This window comes from Streptomyces sp. NPDC045846 (assembly GCF_056431605.1).
Map to the genome: position 1 here is coordinate 320,280 of NZ_JBWKKJ010000003.1, position 21,554 is coordinate 341,833.

The 21,554-nt window shown below is 71.4% G+C and carries 21 protein-coding genes and 1 pseudogene; 13 read left to right on the top strand and 9 right to left on the bottom strand.

The genetic code is table 11. The features are described from left to right. Positions 1 to 4 precede the first annotated feature (4 nt). The 4 genes from AC07F3_RS10495 (at position 5) to AC07F3_RS10510 (ending at position 2,979) form a co-directional block, all read left to right on the top strand. Positions 5 to 394 carry a roadblock/LC7 domain-containing protein gene (locus AC07F3_RS10495; RefSeq protein WP_479113073.1) on the top strand — a complete coding sequence of 130 codons (390 nt, stop codon included), beginning with the start codon at positions 5 to 7 and terminating at the stop codon, positions 392 to 394. A gap of 74 nt (positions 395 to 468) precedes the next feature. Continuing rightward, a complete protein-coding gene (locus AC07F3_RS10500) occupies positions 469 to 843 on the top strand; it encodes a hypothetical protein (protein WP_479112469.1) in 375 nt (124 codons plus the stop codon). Between the two features lie 148 nt (positions 844 to 991). After that, on the top strand, positions 992 to 1,819 hold the full coding sequence (locus tag AC07F3_RS10505) for a helix-turn-helix domain-containing protein (RefSeq protein WP_479112471.1): 828 nt from the start codon (positions 992 to 994) through the stop codon (positions 1,817 to 1,819). A gap of 146 nt (positions 1,820 to 1,965) precedes the next feature. After that, positions 1,966 to 2,979, top strand: a complete 1,014-nt coding sequence (locus tag AC07F3_RS10510; RefSeq protein ID WP_479113075.1) for a methyltransferase — start codon at positions 1,966 to 1,968, stop codon at positions 2,977 to 2,979. Between the two features lie 29 nt (positions 2,980 to 3,008). Here AC07F3_RS10510 and AC07F3_RS10515 read toward each other — a convergent pair whose 3' ends face one another. Continuing rightward, complete coding sequence (locus AC07F3_RS10515) at positions 3,009 to 3,539, bottom strand: cupin domain-containing protein (protein ID WP_479112473.1); 531 nt, start codon at positions 3,537 to 3,539, stop codon at positions 3,009 to 3,011. An 80-nt stretch (positions 3,540 to 3,619) separates the two neighbouring features. Here AC07F3_RS10515 and AC07F3_RS10520 point away from each other — a divergent pair, with 80 nt between their 5' ends. Continuing rightward, positions 3,620 to 4,471, top strand: coding sequence for a LysR family transcriptional regulator (locus AC07F3_RS10520; protein WP_479112475.1), 852 nt, complete (start codon positions 3,620 to 3,622; stop codon positions 4,469 to 4,471). Between the two features lie 56 nt (positions 4,472 to 4,527). On the opposite strand, the gene menC is transcribed toward AC07F3_RS10520, so the two are convergent. The 4 genes from menC to AC07F3_RS10540 form a co-directional block, all read right to left on the bottom strand. Continuing rightward, positions 4,528 to 5,631, bottom strand: coding sequence for an o-succinylbenzoate synthase (gene menC, locus AC07F3_RS10525; protein ID WP_479113077.1), 1,104 nt, complete (start codon positions 5,629 to 5,631; stop codon positions 4,528 to 4,530). A 5-nt stretch (positions 5,632 to 5,636) separates the two neighbouring features. Further along, entirely contained in the window at positions 5,637 to 6,443 is an 807-nt protein-coding gene (locus AC07F3_RS10530; protein WP_479112477.1) for a GNAT family N-acetyltransferase, read from the bottom strand. Then, positions 6,440 to 7,522 (bottom strand): M20 family metallopeptidase, encoded by a 1,083-nt coding sequence (locus AC07F3_RS10535; RefSeq protein ID WP_479113079.1) that lies wholly within the window; start codon positions 7,520 to 7,522, stop codon positions 6,440 to 6,442. The genes AC07F3_RS10530 and AC07F3_RS10535 overlap by 4 nt, the downstream gene beginning before the upstream one ends. Positions 7,523 to 7,916: 394 nt before the next feature. Beyond that, positions 7,917 to 9,587 (bottom strand): PucR family transcriptional regulator, encoded by a 1,671-nt coding sequence (locus AC07F3_RS10540; protein WP_479112479.1) that lies wholly within the window; start codon positions 9,585 to 9,587, stop codon positions 7,917 to 7,919. 409 nt (positions 9,588 to 9,996) lie between these two features. Here AC07F3_RS10540 and AC07F3_RS10545 point away from each other — a divergent pair, with 409 nt between their 5' ends. Then, positions 9,997 to 10,770, top strand: coding sequence for an SDR family oxidoreductase (locus tag AC07F3_RS10545; RefSeq protein WP_479112481.1), 774 nt, complete (start codon positions 9,997 to 9,999; stop codon positions 10,768 to 10,770). Positions 10,771 to 10,899: 129 nt separating this feature from the next. Here the strand turns inward: AC07F3_RS10545 and AC07F3_RS10550 are convergent, their stop codons facing one another. After that, the gene (locus AC07F3_RS10550) at positions 10,900 to 11,652 is read right to left on the bottom strand and encodes a hypothetical protein (protein WP_479112483.1); all 753 of its coding nucleotides are present in this window, start codon (positions 11,650 to 11,652) and stop codon (positions 10,900 to 10,902) included. 61 nt (positions 11,653 to 11,713) lie between these two features. Continuing rightward, on the bottom strand, positions 11,714 to 11,971 hold the full coding sequence (locus AC07F3_RS10555; RefSeq protein WP_479112485.1) for a hypothetical protein: 258 nt from the start codon (positions 11,969 to 11,971) through the stop codon (positions 11,714 to 11,716). Positions 11,972 to 12,167: 196 nt separating this feature from the next. Between AC07F3_RS10555 and AC07F3_RS10560 the strand changes: the two genes are divergently transcribed. The 4 genes from AC07F3_RS10560 to AC07F3_RS10575 all read left to right on the top strand — a co-directional run bounded on the left by AC07F3_RS10560 (position 12,168) and on the right by AC07F3_RS10575 (position 14,924). Further along, the gene (locus AC07F3_RS10560; protein WP_479112487.1) at positions 12,168 to 12,587 is read left to right on the top strand and encodes an SRPBCC family protein; all 420 of its coding nucleotides are present in this window, start codon (positions 12,168 to 12,170) and stop codon (positions 12,585 to 12,587) included. 5 nt (positions 12,588 to 12,592) lie between these two features. Continuing rightward, complete coding sequence (locus AC07F3_RS10565) at positions 12,593 to 13,015, top strand: MarR family winged helix-turn-helix transcriptional regulator (RefSeq protein WP_479112489.1); 423 nt, start codon at positions 12,593 to 12,595, stop codon at positions 13,013 to 13,015. A 102-nt stretch (positions 13,016 to 13,117) separates the two neighbouring features. Continuing rightward, the gene (locus AC07F3_RS10570) at positions 13,118 to 13,714 is read left to right on the top strand and encodes a hypothetical protein (RefSeq protein WP_479112491.1); all 597 of its coding nucleotides are present in this window, start codon (positions 13,118 to 13,120) and stop codon (positions 13,712 to 13,714) included. Positions 13,715 to 13,892: 178 nt separating this feature from the next. Further along, positions 13,893 to 14,924, top strand: a complete 1,032-nt coding sequence (locus AC07F3_RS10575; RefSeq protein ID WP_479112493.1) for an aminoglycoside phosphotransferase family protein — start codon at positions 13,893 to 13,895, stop codon at positions 14,922 to 14,924. 109 nt (positions 14,925 to 15,033) lie between these two features. On the opposite strand, the pseudogene AC07F3_RS10580 reads toward AC07F3_RS10575, so the two are convergent. Further along, positions 15,034 to 15,246, bottom strand: a pseudogene (locus AC07F3_RS10580) (MepB family protein); the annotation flags it as partial. Between the two features lie 752 nt (positions 15,247 to 15,998). On the opposite strand from AC07F3_RS10580, the gene AC07F3_RS10585 reads away from it, so the two are divergent. After that, the gene (locus AC07F3_RS10585; RefSeq protein ID WP_479112495.1) at positions 15,999 to 16,703 is read left to right on the top strand and encodes an aggregation-promoting factor C-terminal-like domain-containing protein; all 705 of its coding nucleotides are present in this window, start codon (positions 15,999 to 16,001) and stop codon (positions 16,701 to 16,703) included. A gap of 73 nt (positions 16,704 to 16,776) precedes the next feature. Continuing rightward, positions 16,777 to 17,271: a GNAT family N-acetyltransferase gene (locus AC07F3_RS10590; protein ID WP_479112496.1), complete on the top strand. Its 495-nt coding sequence runs from the start codon at positions 16,777 to 16,779 to the stop codon at positions 17,269 to 17,271. A gap of 68 nt (positions 17,272 to 17,339) precedes the next feature. Here the strand turns inward: AC07F3_RS10590 and AC07F3_RS10595 are convergent, their stop codons facing one another. Beyond that, positions 17,340 to 19,688: an Orn/Lys/Arg family decarboxylase gene (locus tag AC07F3_RS10595; protein WP_479112498.1), complete on the bottom strand. Its 2,349-nt coding sequence runs from the start codon at positions 19,686 to 19,688 to the stop codon at positions 17,340 to 17,342. Between the two features lie 249 nt (positions 19,689 to 19,937). On the opposite strand from AC07F3_RS10595, the gene AC07F3_RS10600 reads away from it, so the two are divergent. Further along, complete coding sequence (locus tag AC07F3_RS10600; RefSeq protein ID WP_479112500.1) at positions 19,938 to 21,554, top strand: alpha/beta hydrolase; 1,617 nt, start codon at positions 19,938 to 19,940, stop codon at positions 21,552 to 21,554.

A 21,554-nucleotide genomic window follows, 5' to 3' on the forward strand; every position in this document is an offset into this window, starting at 1 on the left:
GATGATGACGGCCGAGGCCGAGGTCCTCGCCGAGCTGCGCAGGCTCCGGGTCCAACTGCCGCAGCTGAACGGAGCGTTGGCGGCCAGCGTCGACGGGCTCGTACTCGCGCAGGACGCCACGGGCGAGGCGGAACCACTGGCCGCGCTCACCGCGGCCGCCCTCGGCGTGGCCCAGCGCCTGACCCACGCGGCCGGCCGGGGCGCCTTCCACGAACTGCTCCTGCGGGGCGACGAAGGATACGTCGCCACCTATGCGGCGGGCTCCTCCGCCGTGCTCACCCTCCTCGCCCAGCCCCGCATCAACGTGGGACGGCTGCATCTCGAAGCCCGCCGGGCGAGCGCCCGGATCGGCGACCTGGTCGACGGCAGCCTCGGCCGACTGGAGACCCCATGACTCCCCCACGCACCCGGGCCGACCGGCCCGGGACCACACCCACCGGAAAACAGCGGAAAGGAAGCACGAATCCCATGGCCAACACGGAAGCCGCGCTCAAGGAATCGATGACCACGATCGAGGGGACCATCGGCGTGGCGCTCGTCGACTACAGCAGCGGCATGGCCCTCGGCACCCTGGGCGGCAGCAAGGACCTCGACCTCTCGGTGGCCGCCGCCGGGAACACCGACGTGGTGCGCGCGAAGGTGCGCACCATGGAACTGCTCGGCCTCAAGGACGAGATCGAGGACATCCTGATCACCCTGGGCTCCCAGTACCACCTGATCCGGCTCCTGACGGGGCGGGGCCACACCGGTCTCTTCCTCTATCTGGCCCTCGACAAGTCCCGGGCCAACCTCGCGATGGCGCGCCACCAGTTGAAGAAGATCGAGGCAGAACTGGAGGTGTGAACCGCCCCCGGCGGACCCCTTCCCGGGTGGCGCCGCGTTCCCCGGCCCGCGGCGCCACCCGGACACGGCCCCCATCGCGTCGGCCGGACGGCCCGGCCGCGGAACTTTCGTCCAAGACAGAGCGGCCGAAGTCGGCGACCGTAGAGGCATGCGCAGTGACGAAGCGGGGCCGGACGCCCTGGAACGCGACGCGGGGACCGGCTGGGAGGTCGCACTCCCCCACGGAGGCACGTCCCTCGGCGGCGTACGGATGGCGGGGTTCCGCGACCGTACCGCCGCCGGGCTCGACAAGAAGGTGCTCCCCCAACCCGCCGTGGTCGTCGTCATCGGGCTCGGGGACGACCCGTTCACGGTCGAGGGCGGCAGCGGAGGGCAGTCCCTGAGGAGCTTCGCCGCCACGCTGGCACCCGGACCGGCCCGTATCCGCGGCCGACACGTCGAGTGCATCGAAATGCGTCTGTCACCCCCGGCCGCGTACGCGCTGCTCGGCGTCTCGCCGAGCGAACTCGGCCGGTCGGTCATCAGCCTCGAAGAGCTGTGGGGACGGCACGGACAGTGCCTGGGCGAGCAGCTCCCCGAAGCCGCGACGTGGCAGGAGCGCCTCGCCCTGGTGGACGCGTTCCTCGTGCGGCGGGCCTCCCGGGCGCCGGTCATGGCGCCCGAGGTGAGAGCGGTCTGGGACCACATCGTGGCCTGCCGGGGGCGGGTGCGGATCAGTGAACTCGCCGCGTCCTGCGGCTGGAGCCGCAAACAGCTGTGGTCCAGGTTCAGCGCGCAGATCGGCCTCAGCCCCAAACGCGCGGCCATGCTGGTCCGCTTCGACCACGCGGCCCGTGCCCTGCGCGCGGGTCACAGCGCCACCGAGACCGCCCTGGCCTGCGGATACGCCGACCAGCCACATCTGCATCGCGACGTCCTGGACTTCGCCGGATGCACGCCGGGCGCCCTGGCCGCACAGGCGACGACCAGCGGCTGACGGGCGCCCCGAAACACCCATCTCGCTCCGGGAAGGTCCGCGTACCTCCCCGACCTCCAACGGAAGGAACACCCGTGGCGACTACCGATGCCCGAACAACGACCCTGGCCGATCGTGGCCTGATCCTCCGGACCGCCTTCGGCGGCATGGCCGCGCAAACCCTGCGCGCCGCCGTGCGGTTGAGGGTGATCGAGTTGATCGGGGACACACCCCGCCGGGCCGACGACATCGCGGCCGACGCCGAGGCCGACCCGCGGTCCATGACCCGGCTGCTGCGCGCCCTGGCCGGGCTCGGGCTCCTCGCGGAACAGGCACCCGGCTTGTTCGCCGTCACCCGGGCGGGCACCCTGCTCGACTCCCGCGCGCCCGGCTCCCTCACCGCCTTCGTGCGGGTGTTCACCGACCCGGTGGCCCTACGCGCCTGGGAGCACCTGGACACCGGCATCCGCACTGGTGACGTGGCCTTCGACGCCGTGTTCGGCACGGACTTCTTCAGCCACCTCGCCCAACACCCCGAACTGTCCACGGAGTTCAACGCCGCGATGAGTCAGGCCACCATGGCGACCGCCACCGCGCTGCCCCACGCCTTCGACTTCGGCCGGTTCACCTCGGTCACGGACATAGGCGGCGGGAACGCGACCCTCCTGTCCGCCGTCCTCGCCGCACACCCCCACCTCACCGGCGTCGTCCACGACACGGCGCAGGGCCTGGCCGAGGCGCCGAAGACGCTGCGGCGGCAGGGACTCACGGAACGCTGCACGCTGATCGCCGGAGACTTCTTCTGCTCGGTGCCCGAGGGCTCGGACCTGTTCCTGATCAAGAGCGTCCTGCACGACTGGACGGACGACCAGGTGGTCACCATCCTGAGCCACTGCCGCGAGGTGCTGCCGCCCGAGGGCCGTGTCCTGATCGTGGAGCCCGTGCTGCCCGAGACCGTCGCCGCCCAGGACGGCGACCGTGCCCGCGACCACGGAGTCACCTATCTCAGCGACCTCAACATGCTGGTGAACGTGGGCGGCCGGGAGCGCACCCGCGAGGAGTTCGAGGAGGTGTGCCACCGTGCGGGCCTGGCCGTCACCTCGGTGGTCCCTCTTGAGGGAGCAGCCCCGTTCTCCCTCATGGAGGCCGCCGCCGGCCGACCGGCCCACCGCCCGAGGTGAGCGGGGCCCGCCGCACGTGTGTGCGGCGTTCACGATTCCCGTACGGTGCCACCGGACGCCGGCCGCGGCGTGAAGTCGGTGGCGGGCTCGGTGGCGTACCGGCTCATCGTGCGCAGGGTGGCCCGCGGGCTCAGGGCCTGTCCGCCGGCGATCATGTCCTGAAGGTCGCGGAAGTACTGCACGTACAGGTCGGGCGTGAACGTGCTGAGCATGACGGCGGGTTGGTCCGTGACGTTGGCGAACGTGTGCGGGGCGCCGGCCGGGACCATGACGAGCGTGCCCGCCGTGGCGTCGTGGTCCTGGTCGCCCACGGTGAACCGCACCGATCCGGAGATCACGTAGAAGCCCTCGTCGTGCTGGGCGTGGCGGTGTTGCGGCGGGCCGGGCGTGTGCGGCGCGAGGACGGACTCCGCGAGCCCGAGGCGGTGCCCGGTGTTGCTGCCGTCTTCCAGGATGCGCAGGCGGGTGGTGCCGAGAACGATCGTCTCGCCGTCGCCCGGCCCGACCACCGAGACGACGGGGTCGGCGGTGGGTTCGCTGGTTTTCGATGCGTCAGTCATGACCCGATTCCACGGCCGGGGCCCTGGGGCTGTCCAAGACCCGTTCTCCGACCTCGATACCGTCCGGGTATCGTCGCAACATGGAGCTACGGACGCTGCGCTACTTCGTGGCGGTCGCCGAGGAACTCCACTTCGGGCGGGCCGCAACGCGGCTGCACATGAGCCAGCCGCCCCTGAGCCGGGCGATCAGACAGCTGGAGGGCGAGGTCGGCGCCACCCTGCTCGACCGGTCGTCCGCCGGTGTCACGCTGACTCCGGTGGGCGCGGTACTCCTTGAGGAGGCGCGGGCCCTGCTCGACCGGGCCGACCGGCTGCGCGTCCGCGTGGCCGCGGCCGCCGGAGCCGCGACGCTCACCGTCGGCATCCTGGGCGACGGCGGCGACCGCGCCGCCCTCCTCCTCGCCGACGCCTACCGCCGGCGGCACCCGCGCGTGGAGGTCCGCGTCCGCGAGACCGACCTGACGGATCCCACCTGCGGACTGCACGCCGGACTGGTCGACGTCGCCCTCACCCGCGCCCCCTTCGACGAGACCGGCCTGAAGGTCCACGAGGTGCGCAGCGACCCGGTGGGGGCGCTGCTGCGCGCGGACGATCCGCTGGCCGGCCGCGCGCAGTTGAAGCTGGCCGACCTGGCGGACCGGCGCTGGTTCCGGTTTCCGCAGGGCACCGACCCCGACTGGCAGGCGTACTGGAACGGCGGGGAAACCCGCGAGGGACCGGTGGTGCGCGCCGTTCAGGAGTGCCAGCAGGCCGTTCTGTGGAACGGCACGATCGGCTTGGCGCCCCTGGTCCACCGGCCGACGCGGGGGCTCGCCGTCGTGCCGCTGTCGGACATGCCACCGAGCCGGGTGGTGGTGGCGTGGAACGAGGGCGACACCAATCCGCTGATCCGCTCCTTCGCCGAGATCGCGACGGCCGCGTACCGCGCCTGAACGACTCATGCCCGTACGGCGGTTGAGTACATGGGGAGCGCCGGACGGGCCCCGGCCTAGAGGGCTATCCACTCACTCGACGTGGTCACTTCGTCGAGGACGTCGGGCAGCGGCTCGATACCCAGGCCGGGGCCGGTGGGCACGTCGAGGTGTCCGTCCGCCAGGACGAACGGCGTGGTGATGTCGGTGGCGAAGTAGCGGTGGGAGCCCGAGGTGTCGCCGGGCAGGGTGAAGCCGGGCAGCGCGGCCAGGGCGATGTTGGCGGCGCGGCCGATGCCCGTCTCGAGCATGCCGCCGCACCAGACGGGTACGCCGTGGGCGCGGGCGAGGTCGTGGATGCGGCGGGCTTCCAGGTAGCCGCCCACGCGGGCCGGTTTGACGTTGATGATGGAGCAGGCGCCCAGGGAGATGGCCGCCGCGGCGTGCGCCGCCGACTCGATGGACTCGTCGAGGCAGATCGGGGTGCGCAGGATCCTGGCCAGCTTGGCGTGCTGCACCAGGTCGTCGTTGGCCAGGGGCTGCTCGATCAGGAGCAGGTCGAAGGCATCGAGCTTGGCGAGGTGCTGGGCGTCCACCAGGGTGTAGGCGGCGTTGGCGTCGACCTGGAGGAGCAGATCGTCCCCGAAGCGCTCGCGCACGGCGCGGACCGGCTCGATGTCCCAACCGGGCTCGATCTTCAGCTTGATGCGGACGTACCCTTCCGCCACGTACCGCTCCACCGCGTCGAGGAGGTGCGGCACGGAGTCCATGATGCCGACCGAGACCCCGCACGGCACGCGGTCGCGGGCCGCACCGAGGTACGAGCCGAACGACTCTCCGCTCACCCGGAGTTGTGCGTCGAGCACCGCGCTCTGAAGGGCGGACTTGGCCATGTGGTGGCCGGTGAAGGGTTCCAGCACCCGGCCCACGCTCTCGGCGTCGACGCCGTCCTTGGGCAGGGCCGGGATGAGGAACTTGCGCAGGACGTCCTGGGCGCCGTCGACGTACTCGCCGCAGTAGCGGGGCTCGGACATGGCGGCGCACTCGGCCCACCCCTCGCCGTCCGCGGTGACGACCCGCACGAGAAGGACGTCCCGGCGGGTCTCGACGCCGAAGGAGGTGCGGAACGGGGCGACGAGCGGCATCGCGATGCGGCGCAGTTCGATGCCGGAGATCTTCATCGTGGTCACAGGTGGCTCCCGGAGGCGGGTCGGGCGGGGATCGCGGTGGGTGTGCGGCGGACGACGTAGCCGCGGCGGTCGTACAGGCCGACCACCTGGGCCCCGTCGGCGAGCAGGCCGCCGAGGGTGTGGCGGACGGCGAGCCGCCACGCATGGGCGGCGGGGGCGTCGCTGCGGCGCAGGGCCTCGATGTCGTCGGGCAGTTCGATCAGGACGAACTCCGCGTCGGTGGGGCCCGGTTCGGGGCGCCCGTCGACACAGCGCACGCCGTACACGGCGCCTTCCGGCATCGCCCGGTCGCCCTCTCCGGCGGCGGGCAGGGGCGCGGTGATGTCCCAGGCCGCCAGGATCCGGTCCGACTCGTCGCCGCCGTTGATGGTGTCGTCCATGACGCCGTAGAAGGACTGGAGGTACTCCTCGGGGCGGGCGCCCAGTTTGGTGAGGTTGAAGTGGGCGTTGCGACGGACCAGCGGGTCGTAGGTCCAGGTGATGCGCTTGAGGCCGCGGTCCAGGGCCCATTGGCGCTGGTGCAGTTTGAGCGCCAGACCGATGCCCCGGCCCATGGCGGCGCCCGTGATGTGGGAGTGCAGAGTGCTGCCCGCGGGTTCGCCGAAGAACGCCAGCGACGCCCCCGCGAGTCGGCCGTCCTCGTACGCCCCGACCGCGTAGTTCCCCGCGTGACTCAAGGCGCGCATGACCTCGGCGGAGATCGGCGGCGCGTCGGGACGCGTCCCCCAGATCTCGGCATAGAGACGGCCGACGGCCTCGAACTCCGCCATCGTGTGGAGCTCACGGATGTCGAGGCCGGTCACAGCACCGCTCCGACGAGCTCGGCCAGCAGCCGCGCGCGGGGCGGCATGGTGGCGGCCAGCACGTGTTCGTGGTCGGCGTGCGCCCCGTCGCCCACCGCCCCGAGACCGTCGAGGGTGGGGCAGCCGGCGCCCGCGGTGTAGTTGCCGTCGGACGCGCCGCCGACCGCCGCCCGGCGCAGTTCACCCATGCCCAGGCCGGAGGCGATGTCCGCGGCCAGTCTGAACAGCTCCTCGGAGCGATCGGCGTCCAGGGGTGGCCGGTTGGGGCCGCCGTCGAGACGCAGTCGGGCTCCGGGGTGGTGCGGTCGCAGGGCCGAGATGAGCTCGTGCACCGCTTCCTGCGCCGCCGGGGTGGGGACGCGGGCGTCGATGCTCAGTTCCGCGCGGGCCGGCACGGTGTTGGTGGTGGTACCGGCCCGCATCACGGTCGGGGTGATCGTGGTGCCCGGTCCGGTGCGGGCGGTGACCGCTTCGGTGACGCGTTCCAGAGCGAGCAGGTGGCGGGCGAGTTCGGTGGCCGCGTTGATGCCCTTCTCCGGGTCGAGTCCGGAGTGGGCGGCGCGGCCCTCGACGCTGAGGTGGTAGTTGGACACGCCCTTGCGGCTGGTCTTCAGGGCGCCGCCGGGAGCCGAGGGCTCCAGGACCAGCGCGGCCCGGCAGGATCGTGCGGTGTCCTCGATGAGGGCGCGGGAGGTGTCCGAGCCGACCTCCTCGTCCCCGGTGACCAGCACGCACAGCCCGTCCAGGGAAGGCAGCGCGGCCAGCGCGTGGAAGAGCTGGACCAGTCCGGCCTTCATGTCGAAGACACCGGGGCCGCGGACGACACCGTCCCGCACCGTGAAGGGGTGCGACGTGAGCGTGCCGATCGGCCAGACGGTGTCGTGATGACCGAGAAGCAGGACGCGCGGGGTGCCGAACGACCACTGGAGGTGGCTCACCCCGTCGATCACATGGATCCGCGGCGTGCCACCGAGCAGTCGGCTGCCCTGAGCGGCGACGACGCGGGCACTGCGGGCGACCGCCTCGTGGTCGGCGGAGTACGACTCGCACGACACGAGCTCTTCGAGGTCTTCGAGCATCGCGCCGAGCGGCGGCGGAGCGGGACGGGAAACGGGCTGGGCCTGCACGAGTGCGTTCTCCTGGGGGGCTTCTGCGGGGGTGTCCTGAGTGGATGACCGCCACGGTAGGCACGCCGCCGGAGCCGGAGTTGGTACGCGAGTGACAACATCGGGGCCGCTTTCGTACGGCGGCCCCAACCGGTCCCGCGCGCCATGGCGTACGGCGGTGGGCGTCAGCCCATGTGTGTGCTCGTGACGCGCTTGAGGTTGCCGCCGAGGACCTTGAGGATGCCCACTTCGGCGAGGCCCCGGGCCTGCGCACACCGTCCACGACACCCACGCCGACCAGCTGGTGCCACCCGGCGTACGCCTCTGAACCGGTCGTCGCGCACGCCCATGGGCGCCGGGGCCGCGCTCACTGCGCGGCGGCGCGCCACCCCGGGTCGTCCGCGCCGTCGTAGAGACCCATCAGGCGCAGCTGCAGCATCGCCGCGAACCGCGCGTTCGGGTCCTGCAAGTCGATCCCTCCCACCTCCGCCACCCGGCGGATGCGGTAGCGGAAGGTGTTGGGGTGGACGAAGACGCTCGCCGACGCCGCGATCACGTCGCCGAAGGCGTCCAGCCACGCCCGCAGGGTCTCGACCAGATGGGCATGGTGACGAGCGTCGTAGTCCGCCAACCGCGCGATGGGACCGGCCAGTTCGTCCCGGTTGGCGGCCACCAGGTCCCGCATTTCGAGCAGCAGGGCGTCGATGTGCACGTCCCCGATCGCGGCGACCCGCCGCGACCCTCGCCTGCTGAGCAGGACGCGCAGCACCCGGTCGGCGTTGACCCGCGACCGGGCGAGAGCGGCGGGGTCGTCCGCCACGGAGCCGATCCCGACGACCGCCCCCGTGCGCGTGCCGGTGCGTTCCAGGAAGTTCGACGCCACCTGCACGGCACGCTCCCGGGCCGATGCCGAGGTGTCCGAGACCGGGAACAGTGCGTACGCCACGTCGCCGAGGAGCGCCACCGCGGACCTCGGCTGCACCGCCGTCAGATGCACGCCCAGCGCACTCGCCAGCCGCTGACGCTCTGCCGTGACCTGGGCATGGTCGCCCTCCGCCGGCTGGAGGCCGAGGGCCATGACGAGCAGCGGACCATCGGCGAGGCCCAGGCGGCCCAGCGCCGGGACCGCGCCGACGCCGCCCTCCAGCGCCGTCGTCACCAGGTCGGCCCGGAGCCGGTTCTGCGCGTCGGCGCCCGCGCGGAAGCGCAGCATGTGGAGGGCGGCGAGCTTGGCCGCCTCCCGGAACGCCTCCTCGCGCTCCTTGGTGAGCGGCTCGCGCAGCGCCGCCCACACGGACCCCAGGATCTCGTCCCCGGCGCGCACGGCGATCGCCACGCGCGGCAGCGCGATCTCGTCCCCCAGCGTGGGCGGCGGAATGTGCAGCGGGCCCTCGCGGCGGTACAGCTCCTTGAAGACCCCCTGCTCCTCGTGGATCCTCAGGTACCGCTCCGGTACCCGTCGGGCCAGGATGCTGGCCACCCGGGGCGGATCGGCCTCGTCCTGGCGTCCGGAGAAGGCCAGGATGCGTGAGCGGCGGTCTTCGATGGTGACGGGTGCGTCGAGGAGCGTGGCGATCGCGTTCGCCAGCGCGAACAGATCACCGGAGGGCACGCCGCCCAGGGTCTGCTCGCCGATCTCGCCCACGTCGTCCTCGGACAGCAACGTCCGCAGCATGGCGGCCAGTTGCGCCCATGAGGCGCCACGGGTCAGCCCCAGCAGGACGACGCCCGTCTCGGCGGCCGCGGCTTCGAGTGCGGCGCACTCCTCGACCGGTCCGCGGACCACCAGTGCGGCCGCGCCCGCGCGCGCCAGCTCGTGCAGCAGGCGGGCCATCCGTTCCGGCCCGTGGACACCGTTGCCGAGCACGATGGCGTGCTCCGGGTAGTGCTGCTCGTCGTGCGGATCATGGATGCCGACCCCGCCGAGCTCGCCCGCCCGGGCGGGGTCGCCGTAGAGCAGATCGAGAAGGGTGGGTCCGAGGTCGTCGAGGACCCGGCCCAGACTCCGGGCCGGGTGCTCCGACATGTGCCTGATCATCTCCGCAGGTTAGAACCGGTGCGGCCCCACGCGTCCGTATGTGCGAACGAGAATACGTGACGCTTTCCGTCGCCAGGAACGAACGCCCGGTGAGAGGGCCGCCACAGCCGCGCCAGGGCGGTCTCCACCAGGGCCTCGGTCGAGTCGACGACCGGGAGCACCCGCGCGGCGCCCTCCGGGACGAGCGGAATCTCGGTGCACGCGGCGACGGCCACCGGGTCCACCGTGGGCCGCGCGTGACGACCCACCTCCCCGCCCACCCCCGGGCACCTGCCGGATCGCCTCCGCCGTCGGCCTCGCGTGCTGCCCGGGTGTGGTGCACCCAGGCAACACACGCCCTGGCAGGCGGAGTTCAACCGTCCGAGACTCGCTCCGAGCAACGATCAGACCGAGGACAGAGGGTTTCACCATGCCGAGGAACACGAACGTCACCCATGCGGAGGTTGCCGGGCGGACCGCAGTGAAGGTGGTGGCGGTCACCGGAGCGAGCAGCGGAATCGGTGAGGCGACCGCACGAAGGCTCGCGGCGGACGGCCACCGTCTGCTGCTCGGAGCGCGGCGCACCGAGCGTCTCGCCGCGCTCACCGAGGAGATCACCGCCGCGGGCGGCACCGCCTCGTTCCAACGGCTCGACGTCACGGATGCCGCCGACGTCCAAGCCTTCGTCTCCGCCGCTCGCGAGCGCTACGGGCGCCTGGACGTGATGGTCAACAACGCCGGGGTGATGCCGCTCTCCCCGCTGGAGGCACTCAGGATCGAGGAGTGGGACCGCATGATCGACGTGAACGTCCGCGGAGTCCTGCACGGCATCGCCGCCGCGCTGCCCACGATGCGGGCGCAGGGCAGCGGGCACTTCGTGAACACCGCCTCCGTCGGCGCGTACGAGGTCTCCCCCACCGCCGCCGTGTACTGCGCCACCAAGTTCGCCGTCCGGGCGATCTCCGAGGGCCTGCGCCAGGAGTCGACCGGGGACATCCGGGTCACCCTGGTCTCCCCGGGAGTGACCGAGTCCGAACTCGCCGACAGCATTTCCGACCCGGCGGCGAGAGCGGCCATGCGGGACTACCGGGCCGTGGCCCTGCCGGCCTCGGCCATCGCGGACGCCATCGCCTACGCCGTGTCCCAGCCACCCCAGGTCGATGTCAACGAGGTGATCGTGCGCCCCGCCGCGAGCGCGCAATAACCCTGCGTCGAAAAGGATTCCTCGCCCAGGACGTGGGCCTGGCGCACGCCAGTACTGCCCTGGGCCACCTCCGGACCGCTTCCCTGCCGGTCCACCGGGCGGCCCCGCGGCACCGGCGGGGTGCGGCTCTCAGTGCCACTTGTAACTGTCGGGCCCGAACTCCCGTGGGCCGCCGAGCCATTCCGCGAGGGACGCCTGGGGAGTGTCGCTGCGCATGCCGTCCGCCTTCCGCGGATCACCCGCCATGATCTCGCACGCGAGCCGCTCGGCCTGCGCCACGGGATGCTCGTCGGTCACCGGTCGTACGAGCCCCATACGTCCCAGGGAACGCCAGGCGCCGTCGGGCTGGAGCTCGTAATTCCGCAGGGACAGGCGGATTTCGTCGAGGACGCCTGGCGTCGCCCAGACCTGGTCGACTTCGCACGTCCAGGTGTCGAGCCATGCGCTGTGCATGCGGAGGGCACCCTCGAGCTCCCGCGCGACGGCCGCGGAAGGCCATTCCCACGCGCGTTCCCGCAGGGCCCGCGCCACCTCGGTGTCGTACTGCCCCGCGTCGAAGCGGTACGTGAGGGAGTTCGCGGAGGGCACGCCGGGCTCCATGCACGTCCAGACCACCGTGTCGCCTTCGCGCCGCATCGCGACATCGAGCGCGGAGCGGCAACAGCACCAGGCCGCCATCTCCACTTCGTGCGGTTCCTCCCCCACGGAGAACGGCCCGTCAGGAAGCAGCCACCTGCGCGCGTCCCCGCAGACCGCCCCGGGGTACTGCTGCGCGATGAAGTCCGAGCCATCGATCAGCGGGCGTACTTCGGGGTGGTCATCAGCGTTCCTCGGGTCCGAAGGGATCACGTCGATACCGAACACATGCGGGTGTGTACTCACACCGCCAGCCTGAGCCCGCGTGGGCCGGCTGTCACACCAATTTCCTCCGGCCCAGACCCCGTCAGGACAGGGTGATCCGCAGTTCGTAGAGGCGGCCCGCACTGATCGCCTCGGCCTGCTCGCGCAGGTCGGCCGCGGTGAAGCCGAGCAGCGCCTGGTCGGCCGCGCGGCGCAGCAGGGGGACGATCTGTGCGGGCGGCCGGCCGCGGTGGGTGGAGGCGAGAGCGGTGAAGGCTCGCTGGTATGTGGAGCCGTGGGGGTCGCTGCTGTCGGCCAGCAGCCTCGGCAGGGCGCTCGCGTCGATGCTGATGGTGCCCATGTGATCGCCTCCCGTCGTTGCGCGGCCGGCTGGATCCGGCCCACACGATCGACGGTAAGGGCCGGGTCTGACAATCCCCCGCCCCCCCAGGCCCCGAGGCCTCACCACTCGCCCCGGATCACCTGAGCCGTCACCTCTGGACAGATAGTCTGCGCGTAGATAGTCTGTGGGCACATCGTCTTTCCAGGAGGCCATCATGTGGGTGTACGAGCACAGCATCGAGACCGACGTCGCACGCGCGGCGATCTGGCGGCTCTGGGCCGACGTCGAGAACTGGCCCGCCTGGAACGCGGAGATCGAGAAGATCGAACTCCGCGGCCCGTTCGCCGCGGGCGCCGAGATCTCGATGACCCCGCCCGGCCAGGACCCGGTGGAGCTGTGGGTGACCGAGGCCGAGAAGGACACGATGTTCGTCGACGAGGCCCGCTTCGAGGGTCTGGTCCTGCGCACCACCCACCGGCTCGTACCGCTCGACCACGGGCGTACCCGGGTGGTGTACCGGATGGAGATCACCGGCGAGGGAGCCGATGAGCTCGGCCCCCGGATCGGCCCCGGCATCACCTCCGACTGGCCCGAGACCATGGCCGCGCTCGTCGGCCTCGCCGCACGGGGCTGAGGGCAGTGAACCCCGAAGCCAGCCCCGGGTTCCTGCTGTGGCACGCCACGCTGCGCTGGCAGCGTGGCATCGCCACCGCCTTGGCGCCCCTCGGCCTGACCCACGTCCAGTTCGTGCTGCTCGCCTGCGCCTGGTGGCTCAACGAACAGGGCCACCGTCCCAACCAGTTGGCGCTCGCACGGCAGGCGGGAACCGACGTCAAGATGACCTCCCAGGTGCTCCGCACCCTGGAGAACAAGGGCTTGGTCGAACGCGAGGTGGACCCGTCCGACACCCGGGCCAAGCGCCTGCGCGTCACCGCCCTCGGCGCCGAACTGGCCCCCCGCGCCATCGCCGCCGTCGAGCGGGTCGACGCCGAGTTCTTCCAGCCGGTCCCGCTCGACGAAGCCGTGACGCTGCTCAGCCGCCTGTCGCATCCCGGGTCCTGACCAGCGCCCCGCCCATTCGGCGCAGCCGGCCCTCGGCCCGGCGTGCGCGAGCGACCCGCAGCGCTTACCTGAGAGAGCCACGCTTTCGCAGGGAGACGAGCCATGACCGAACAGCGGCCGCCCGATCAGGACCCCCAGGGGGGCACCCCATCGGGCGGGCAGAGCGGCGCGGCCCCGAGGTGGGGGCAGCGACAGCCGCCCGGAGGGACACCCCCGCCCGCCTGGGGCCGACAGCCTCCCGCCCCTCCCGGACGCCGCTTCGGCCGAGGCGTCCTGGTCGGCTGCCTCAGCGCCGTCGTGCTGCTCATCGCGATCGGCGCGGTCGTCGTCCTGGTCTTCGTCGGCAGCAGCGGCAAGAACAGGCCGCCCAGTCCCACCACGAACAGTGGCGTCCGATCCAGCGGAGGGGCGCACCCTCCCGCCGCGGACGTGTCCATCACGTCCTGCGAACTCGATCCCGCCACTTCCTTCGCCAGCGCCAAGCTAAGGATCATCAACCACAGCACGAAACCCTCGGACTACAGCATCTCCGTGGAGTTCCTCGCCCCGAACGGAACACGCGTGGGCGAGGGCGGAACGTTGCAGACACATGTGGCGCCAGGAGAGACAGCCGAGGACACAGCCAGCAGTCCCACTCAGGCGACCGGCGACATCACCAGCAAGCTGACGTCCGTGGAGCGATTCTCCGCGGCTGGATGAGAGCCCGGCCACCGGTCCCCCGTGCCGCACACCCGCCGGTGCCCCGGGCGTACAGCCGCAGGCCGGGCAGACCACCGCCGCGGCGCCCACCGCGCGGCCACCCCCCTCCGCAACGCCAACACTTCACACCAACTTGCACAACGCACACGGCAGTTCACTCCTCATGCGAAGATGAGCCATGCGCGCACAACCTCCGTTCGGGGACAGACTGCGGGCCGAGCTGGGCTCACCCCGAAACGCTCGGCGGCTCGAAAGCAGCCCTCGATCACGGGTCTGGCAGGCCGAGCTGGCCGGAACCCCCGTGGTGGTCAAGCAACTCGTCGACGCCCCGGAAGCGGCGGAGAGGTACGCGCGCGAGGTGGCCGCGCTGACGCTCGCCTCACGTGTCGCCCCACCCGTCGTGCCGACGCTCCTCGGCACCGATCCGGACGAGCGCATGCTGGTCCTGGAGTACGTGACACACCAAAAGCCGCGCGAGGACTGGGTGATCGACTACGCCACCGCGCTCGCCCGGCTCCATGCGGCGCCCTCCGCCGACGCCACGGGCGACCTCCCCCTCTGGTCGGGTCCGACACACGACGACGTCGACTCCTTCCTGGGACTTGCCGCCGCACTTGGCGTCGCGACGACCTCCTCGGCCCGGGCCGAGCTGGACGGCCTCGTGGACCGCCTGGCTCGCCTGCCCGGGCGCGCCCTGCTGCACGGCGATCCCTGTCCAGGCAACGACCTGCACACCGACGGTGGTGTCCGCTTCATCGACTTCGAACAGGCCGCGCTGGGCAACGGGTTGGTGGAACTGGCGTACCTGCGCATCGGGTTTCCGACCTGCTGGTGTGTCACCGTCCCCGCCCAGCCGCTGCTGGAGACGGCGGAGGCCGCCTACCGTCTCGCCTGGCGCCGGGCGACGGGCACCGACATCACGGGCGATCTCACCGACGCGTGTGCGGGCTGGCTCCTGCGCGGGGACGCTCTGGTCGAACGGGCCCGGCGCGGCACCACGGATCACCTGGCCAGAGTTCCCCGCCAGGACTGGCACTGGGGCACCGTCACGGCACGGCAACGGCTCGCCCATCGGCTCGGAGTCATCGGCCGCATGGCCTCCGGCGACGGCGGCGACTTGACCCGTCTGGGACAGTTGTCCACGGCAATGCGGACCGCCATGCTCGCCCATTGGCCCGCACTCCAGCCACCGCCGGAACGACGTCCGTAAGCCGACCCCGGCCGCAGTCCATGTCGTCAACTCCGAGCGCGATCAACGCAGTCAAGGCCCGCCGGACACGAGGTGACTCGCAGCCGGACGAGGCCGCCGGAGCAGAACACCACACCGTGACGAACTGACCCACCTTCGTCGAGGTGGTCTTGGCCACACGGAATCTGACAGCCTGCCCGTCGAGGGTGAACCGGTGCGCCCCGTACTCCGCGCCTTCCGCTTCGGGCTCCGGGTGCGAGCAGTCGAAGCCGCTCGGGACGTACACCAGCGCCCGCGCCGCCAGCAGGTCGCAGTGAAGGCCCGACCAGGGCTGATGAGCCATGCACCCATCCCGCCATCCCCTGGAGATGAGCATCGTCACCCTGCCCGGTGACGGGGAGCGCGGCCCTTCCCGGCGAATCGGAGGGGAATTCCCGTGCACAACACAGTGAACGCCGATCAAAGGCCCTCCGGGAAAGGCCAGTCGAAATACAGCGCTCCGGCACGGGGTTGGCGGAAGGCGAAAAGTGCTGCACCGTACGGTTCATTCGGCAGACCGATCTCCGGCCTGAGCTCCTGAACAGGAGAACGCCTGCGCCGAGTCTCGCACCAGCCGCTAACGTTCCACTAACGTGTCGGCGCCCCGCTGTTGGCCGGGCCACGTCTTCGCAGCTCACTCCGTGCGCCGGGGCGCTGAACGGCCGTCAACTGCGGTTCATGGTGCCCCCGTTGGACGGTCACCGAAGCGTGGCATCCTAACCCCGTGACACCCTCCTGGGTGGGTGATCGCAGAAATTCTAGGGCTGAACGAGGTGTGAGGTTTCACACGCTGCGGGGAATTGCCTGGCGGTGTCGGCTTCCCGCAGAGTTCTACAACCGTCAGGCCCCGCATACGGCCACCCCCGTCCCCCGGGTACCTCGTACTCGTACAACTCAATAGCCGAGCCGTATGCCGCCCGCGCATCACCCGGATCTTCCCCCCGGGAAGTTGCCCATCGGGTTCCGTCCTCCGTGACCGGCAGTTGGGAGGAACAAGCAAGGGGCACGATCGCGCCCGCGAGGTCACCCGTGCGCATCCTCCTGGAAGGAACTCGTGTGAGCCGGATCCCGATCCGGGGATTCGCGGTGGCGTCTGCCACCGCGGTCACCGCCGTTGGCGCCGTGGTCGGCGTTGCCGCGGGGAGCCCCGCTGCCGCCTCGAACGACAACGTCGAGGCCGGCGCCGCCGACACGACGCTCCTCGCCGACATACCCGCCGGCCAGCAGGCCCAGGTGCAGACCGCGTCTCTCGCGCAGCAGGCGGACGCTCAGTCGGCCCAGGCCAACGCCGCGGCGAAGAAGTCCGCCGAGGAGGCCGCGCGCCTGAGGGCCGCCCAAGACGCCAAGGCCAAGAAGAGCGCCGCCGACAAGGACAAAGCCACCAAGGCCGACAAGGATGCCAAGGCCCGCGACCTGGAGACCCAGACCGCCAGCCGTTCGACCAGTCGGACCACCTTCCAGGTCCAGAGCTCCTACTCGGTCTCCGAGGTCCAGGCGATCGCCCGCCAGATCATCCCCGCGGGCCAGTTCCAGTGCTTCAGCAACATCGTGGACAACGAGTCGAGCTGGAACTACCGGGCCACCAACGGCACCGCCTACGGCCTCGTCCAGGCACTGCCCGGCTCCAAGATGAGCTCCGTGGGATCCGACTGGCAGACCAACCCGGCCACCCAGATCAAGTGGGGCCTCAACTACATGAACGAGCGCTACGGCAGCCCCTGCGGCGCCTGGACGTACTGGCAGGCCCACGACTCGTACTGAGCCCGCGCCGTGGGCAGTTGGACGGCCGACCGGCCAGCGAGTCACGCGCAGGACGGCTGTAGCCTCGGCCCTTGTGAATTGGCTGCCTGACGACTTCGTCCACCCCGTGCATGTGCCCGTGCCCCGTACGACGCTTCACCTACGGCCGATCCGGGAGGCGGACTGCGCGCTCGACTACCCCGCGGTCATGGGCTCCCGAGAGCGCCTGTGGGAGGTCTTCGGTCCGGCTTGGGCGTGGCCCAGTGAGACGATGACGTACGAAGAGAACCGCGTCGACCTGCTGCGGCACGAGAAGGAGATCGCCGCGCACCAGTCGTTCAACTACGCGCTCCTCGACGAACAGGAGACGTCACTCCTCGGCTGTGTCTACATCGACCCGCCCGAGCGCACCGGTGCCGACGGGGAGGTGGCCTGGTGGGTGGTGGACGCACTCGCCGGCGGTGAGGCGGAGCGCGCGCTCGACGCGCTCGTGCCGCAGTGGATCGCGACCGACTGGCCCTTCCGGCGGCCCCGCTGCCTGGGCCGGGACATCAGCTGGGAGGCCTGGCTCGCGCTGCCGCGCGCCTAGGGTCTGCCCACCTCAACACCCGCTCGGGGGCGGGCAGTACGGATCATCGCCCCTGCCCGCCCTGCGTGTCAGCCTCGGTGCGGTGCCTCCTCCCGCACGCACTCGATGAGGTACTCACCCGTGTCCGCGTCGACGACCACGCCGTGTGCCTCGCTGTGGAAGCCGGGGAAGGCCCGGTCGAACGCCTCCAGGGCGCCGAGGTAGCGGAGCACCGGCCCGTCGGGGGCGCCGAGTGCCTCTCCGGGCATCAGGACCGGGATGCCTGGCGGGGTGACCGTGACCATCGCGGCGGCCACCCGGCCCGAGGCCTCCGCGAGGCGGAGGCGTTCCGTACCGCCCCGGATCAGCTGCTGGTAGCAGCGCTGGGGCGGCACGACGGGGTGGGGCGGTTGCTGGAAGGCGGTGTCCAGGGCGTCGATCAGGTCGGCGTGGGTGAGGTGTTCGTGCATGTCCTGGCACAGGCCGCGCAGAGTGGTGTGCCCGTAGCGCCGGGGGTGGCGCTCGACCAGTTGCGGCAGGACCTGGCGCAGTGGGGTTTCGGCGTCGTGGAGGGCCTTGAAGTCCATCAGGGCGTCCATCAACGTGCCCCACTTGCCCTTCGTGATGCCCATGGAGAAGAGGATGAGCGTGGTGTAGGTGTCGGTCTTCTCCACGACGATGCCGCGCTCGGCGAGGTAGGCCGTGAGGACGCGGGCGGGGATGCCCCACGGTTCGCTCCGGCCCTGCGCCGTCACGCCGGGGCAGGTCAAGGTCACCTTGATGGGGTCCAGCATGCACTGGCCCCGGCTCAGGCCAGGGAAGCCGTGCCAGTCGGCGTCGGGGTCGAGCTCCCAGCACGCCGGGTCGGTGGCCAGCAGGGCCGGGGCGGCGTCCGCGAACGGTGTGCGGGATCCGGTGGCGGGGTCACCGACGGTCTCGGGCTGCCACACGCCGAAGAACCAGGCCGGGCGGTCACCGGCGGCGGCGATGCGGCGGCCGGTGCGCACCACCGCCTGCCGGAACCGGATCGCCTCGGTGACGGCCTCGGTGATCAGCCACTCGCCCTGCGAGCCGTCCATCATCGCCGCAGCCACGTCGAGGGAGGCGATGGCGGGGTACAGCGGGGAGGTGGTGCCGTGCATCATGAACGCCTCGTTGAACCGGGCGTGTTCGACGGGGGCGCGGGGTGAGGACCTCACGTGGACCATGGCGGTCTGGGACAGGGCGGCCAGCAGCTTGTGGGTGGACTGGGTGGCGAAGACGGTGGGACGGTCCTCGCCCTCGAAGGTGTCCGAGTTCACCGCCATGCCGTACCGCCCTGCGTACAGGGGGTGGAAGCGCGCGTAGGCGAACCATGCCTCGTCGAAGTGGAGCCGCGGGGCGCTGGGGGCGAGGGCCCGCGCCGTCTGCACGGTGTCGTAACACAGGCCGTCGTAGGTGGAGTTGGTGACGACGGCGTACTGGGCGTCGGTGGAGACCGCTCCGGGCGTCAAGGGATGGGCGGCGATGCGCGCGGCGACCGCGTCGGGAGCGGTCTCCCGGGCGGGCAGGGGGCCCGCGAGGCCGTAGCCGTTGCGTGTCGGCACGAGGTAGACGGGGCGGGCGCCCGAGATCACCAGGCCGTGCAGCACCGACTTGTGGCAGTTGCGGTCCACCAGGGCGATCTCGTCGGTTGTGACACAGTAGTGGCCGACCATGCGGTCCGCGGTGGAGTCGCCGTGCAGGACGAAGTAGGTGCGCTCGGCGCCGAAGACCCTGGCGGCGTTGCGCTCCGCGTCGCCAATGGGACCGTTGTGCTCGAAGAGCGAGCCCAACTCCCCCACGGAGATGGAGAGATCGGTGCGGAAGAGGCGCTCACCGTAGTAGTCGAAGAACGCCCGCCCGACCGGTGACTTCAGGAACGCCACCCCGCCGGAGTGGGCGGGTGTGTGCCAGGAGTACTCGTGGGCGTCGTCGAAGCGCCGGAGCGCCTTGAAGAACGGCGGCAGGATCGCGTCCTTGTAGGCGAGCGCCGCGTGCGCGACCCGGCCGGCGATGAAGGAGGGAGTGTCCTCCAGCGGCCAGACGTACCCGACGACGGTCTCCGCGACCCACAGGGGCAGCTGGTCCAGTCCGTGGTCGGAGTCCTCGGCCATGACGACGAAGACCGGCAGGTCCTTGAACCGGCGGTAGAGCTGCCGCAGGACGGCCGCGCCGCCCGGCTCCGCCCCGTCGGAGGGCTTGGGGCCGCTCTCGGCGGGCAGTTCCCACGCCACCATGGCGGCGCTCAGGCCCGCTTCGGTCCGCAGGGCCGCGCAGGCGCCCTCGGCCGTCCGGGCCCACCGCACCTCCAGGCCGCGCTCCTCCAACTCCTTGCCGATCCGGCGCAGTTGCTCGGCCCCGATCCCGCCGCCCAGGGGGTCCTCACGCAGGGCCAGCAGGACACTTCCGTTCGCCATGACCATCTCCACCCGCAGTCGCACGAACACCTCGGGTGGCAAGCATCCTGCGCGAGCGGGGGCGGGGGCCGGGAGGGACGGTAAACCACCCTTACGGGTAGCGGCGGCGCTCCGAGCCGGGGCCGGTCGCGCCGTACCGCGATCTCTCGACGGCGGGCGGGTCCGGCGACTCGGCCGGTGAGTCACAGCTTGATAACGTCCCGCCGCTCCTCTAGCCAGTAACATTTCACATATCACATGCTGCTCCGCATGAGAAAAGTCCTGGCTCTGCTCTCGGCGGCCGCGGCCGTCACAGCCCTCACCGGCACGTCCGCCGGCGCCGCGCCCGCCGCCCCCGAGGACACCGGGCAGGGAAAGCTCGTCTGGAGCTCCTGCAACGACGCCACCACGCCCACGCTCCAGTGCGCGATGCTCGACGTGCCGGTGGACTACGCCGACCCGCACGGCCGCAAGATCAAGATCAAGGTGAACCGCCTGCCCGCCACCGCGCCGCAGAGCAAGCGGCAGGGGCCGATCCTGCTCAACCCCGGCGGCCCCGGCGACTCCGGGCTCTGGATGCCCGCCTACATCGCCGGGCAGATCCCCAAGGACGTCGCGTCGACCTACGACTGGATCGGCTTCGACCCGCGGGGCACCAACAGCAGCGAGCCCCATGTCGTGTGCGACGCGCACTACTTCGACGGCGAGCGCCCGGACTACCAGGTGGGCCAGGGCACTTCGAAGGCCTGGCTGACGAAGGCGGCCGGGTACGCCGCCGACTGTGCGGCCGACTGGTCCTGGCTGATGCCGCACATGACCACCGTCGACAACGCGCGCGACATGGACAGCATCCGGCGGGCCCTGGGAGCACAGAAGATCAACTTCTACGGCGGCTCCTGGGGGACCTCGCTGGGCTCCACCTACGGCCAGCTCTTCCCGTCGCACGTGCGGCGCATGGTCCTCGACAGCATCGTCGGCCCCACCATCAGCTGGTACGACCACAACATCCTCCAGGACAAGGAGCACCAGCGCCGGTTCGACGCCTTCGCGGCCTGGACGGCGAAGGCCGACTCCGTGTACCACCTGGGCACCGACGCCGCCGCGGTCGAGAAGGCGTACCAGCAGGTCGAAGCCGATCTGCGGACGCACCCGGTGGACGCGGCGCCCGCCCCCGGCAAGATCGGCCCGGCCGAGTTCGAGGACACCTTCTACGGGGGTGGCTACAACTTCCTGCGCTGGCCCCGGATGGCCACCGTGCTCTCGGCCTACCTCACCCACCACGACACCCGGGCGCTGAACACCGCCTACAACAAGTACGCCGCGCCGAGCGGCGACGACGGCGCCTTCCCCGCGTACAACGCGGCCCAGTGCACCGAGAACGCCTGGCCGCGCGACTGGGAGTTCTGGAAGAAGGACCAGGCCAAGGTCAACGCCGTCGCACCCTTCTACACGTACAACAACATGTGGTACAACGCGGCTTGCATGTTCTGGCCCTACCAGGGCAACCCGGCGGGCCGCATGAAGATCACGGGCAAGGGCCTGCCGCCCGTGCTGCTCTTCCAGGCCACCGAGGACGCCGCCACCCCCTACCAGGGCGGGCTCGCCATGCACGACGCGCTGCCCGGCTCGAAGCTCGTCGTCCAGAACGGCGGCAGCTTCCACGAGATCCTCTTCCACGGCAACGCCTGCCTGGACGACACCTTCGCCGACTACCTCCGCGACGGGACTCTGCCGACGGCCCGCGGCCGCATCGCCAAGACCTGCGCCCCGGAGCCCGATCCCACTCCCACGTACGTGAGCGAGCCGTCCCTCACCGCCAAGACCGCCGCTGCGGCCACTCCGCTCACCCCCACCGACCCGGAAGCCGTGCGCGGCCTCCTGCGGTAA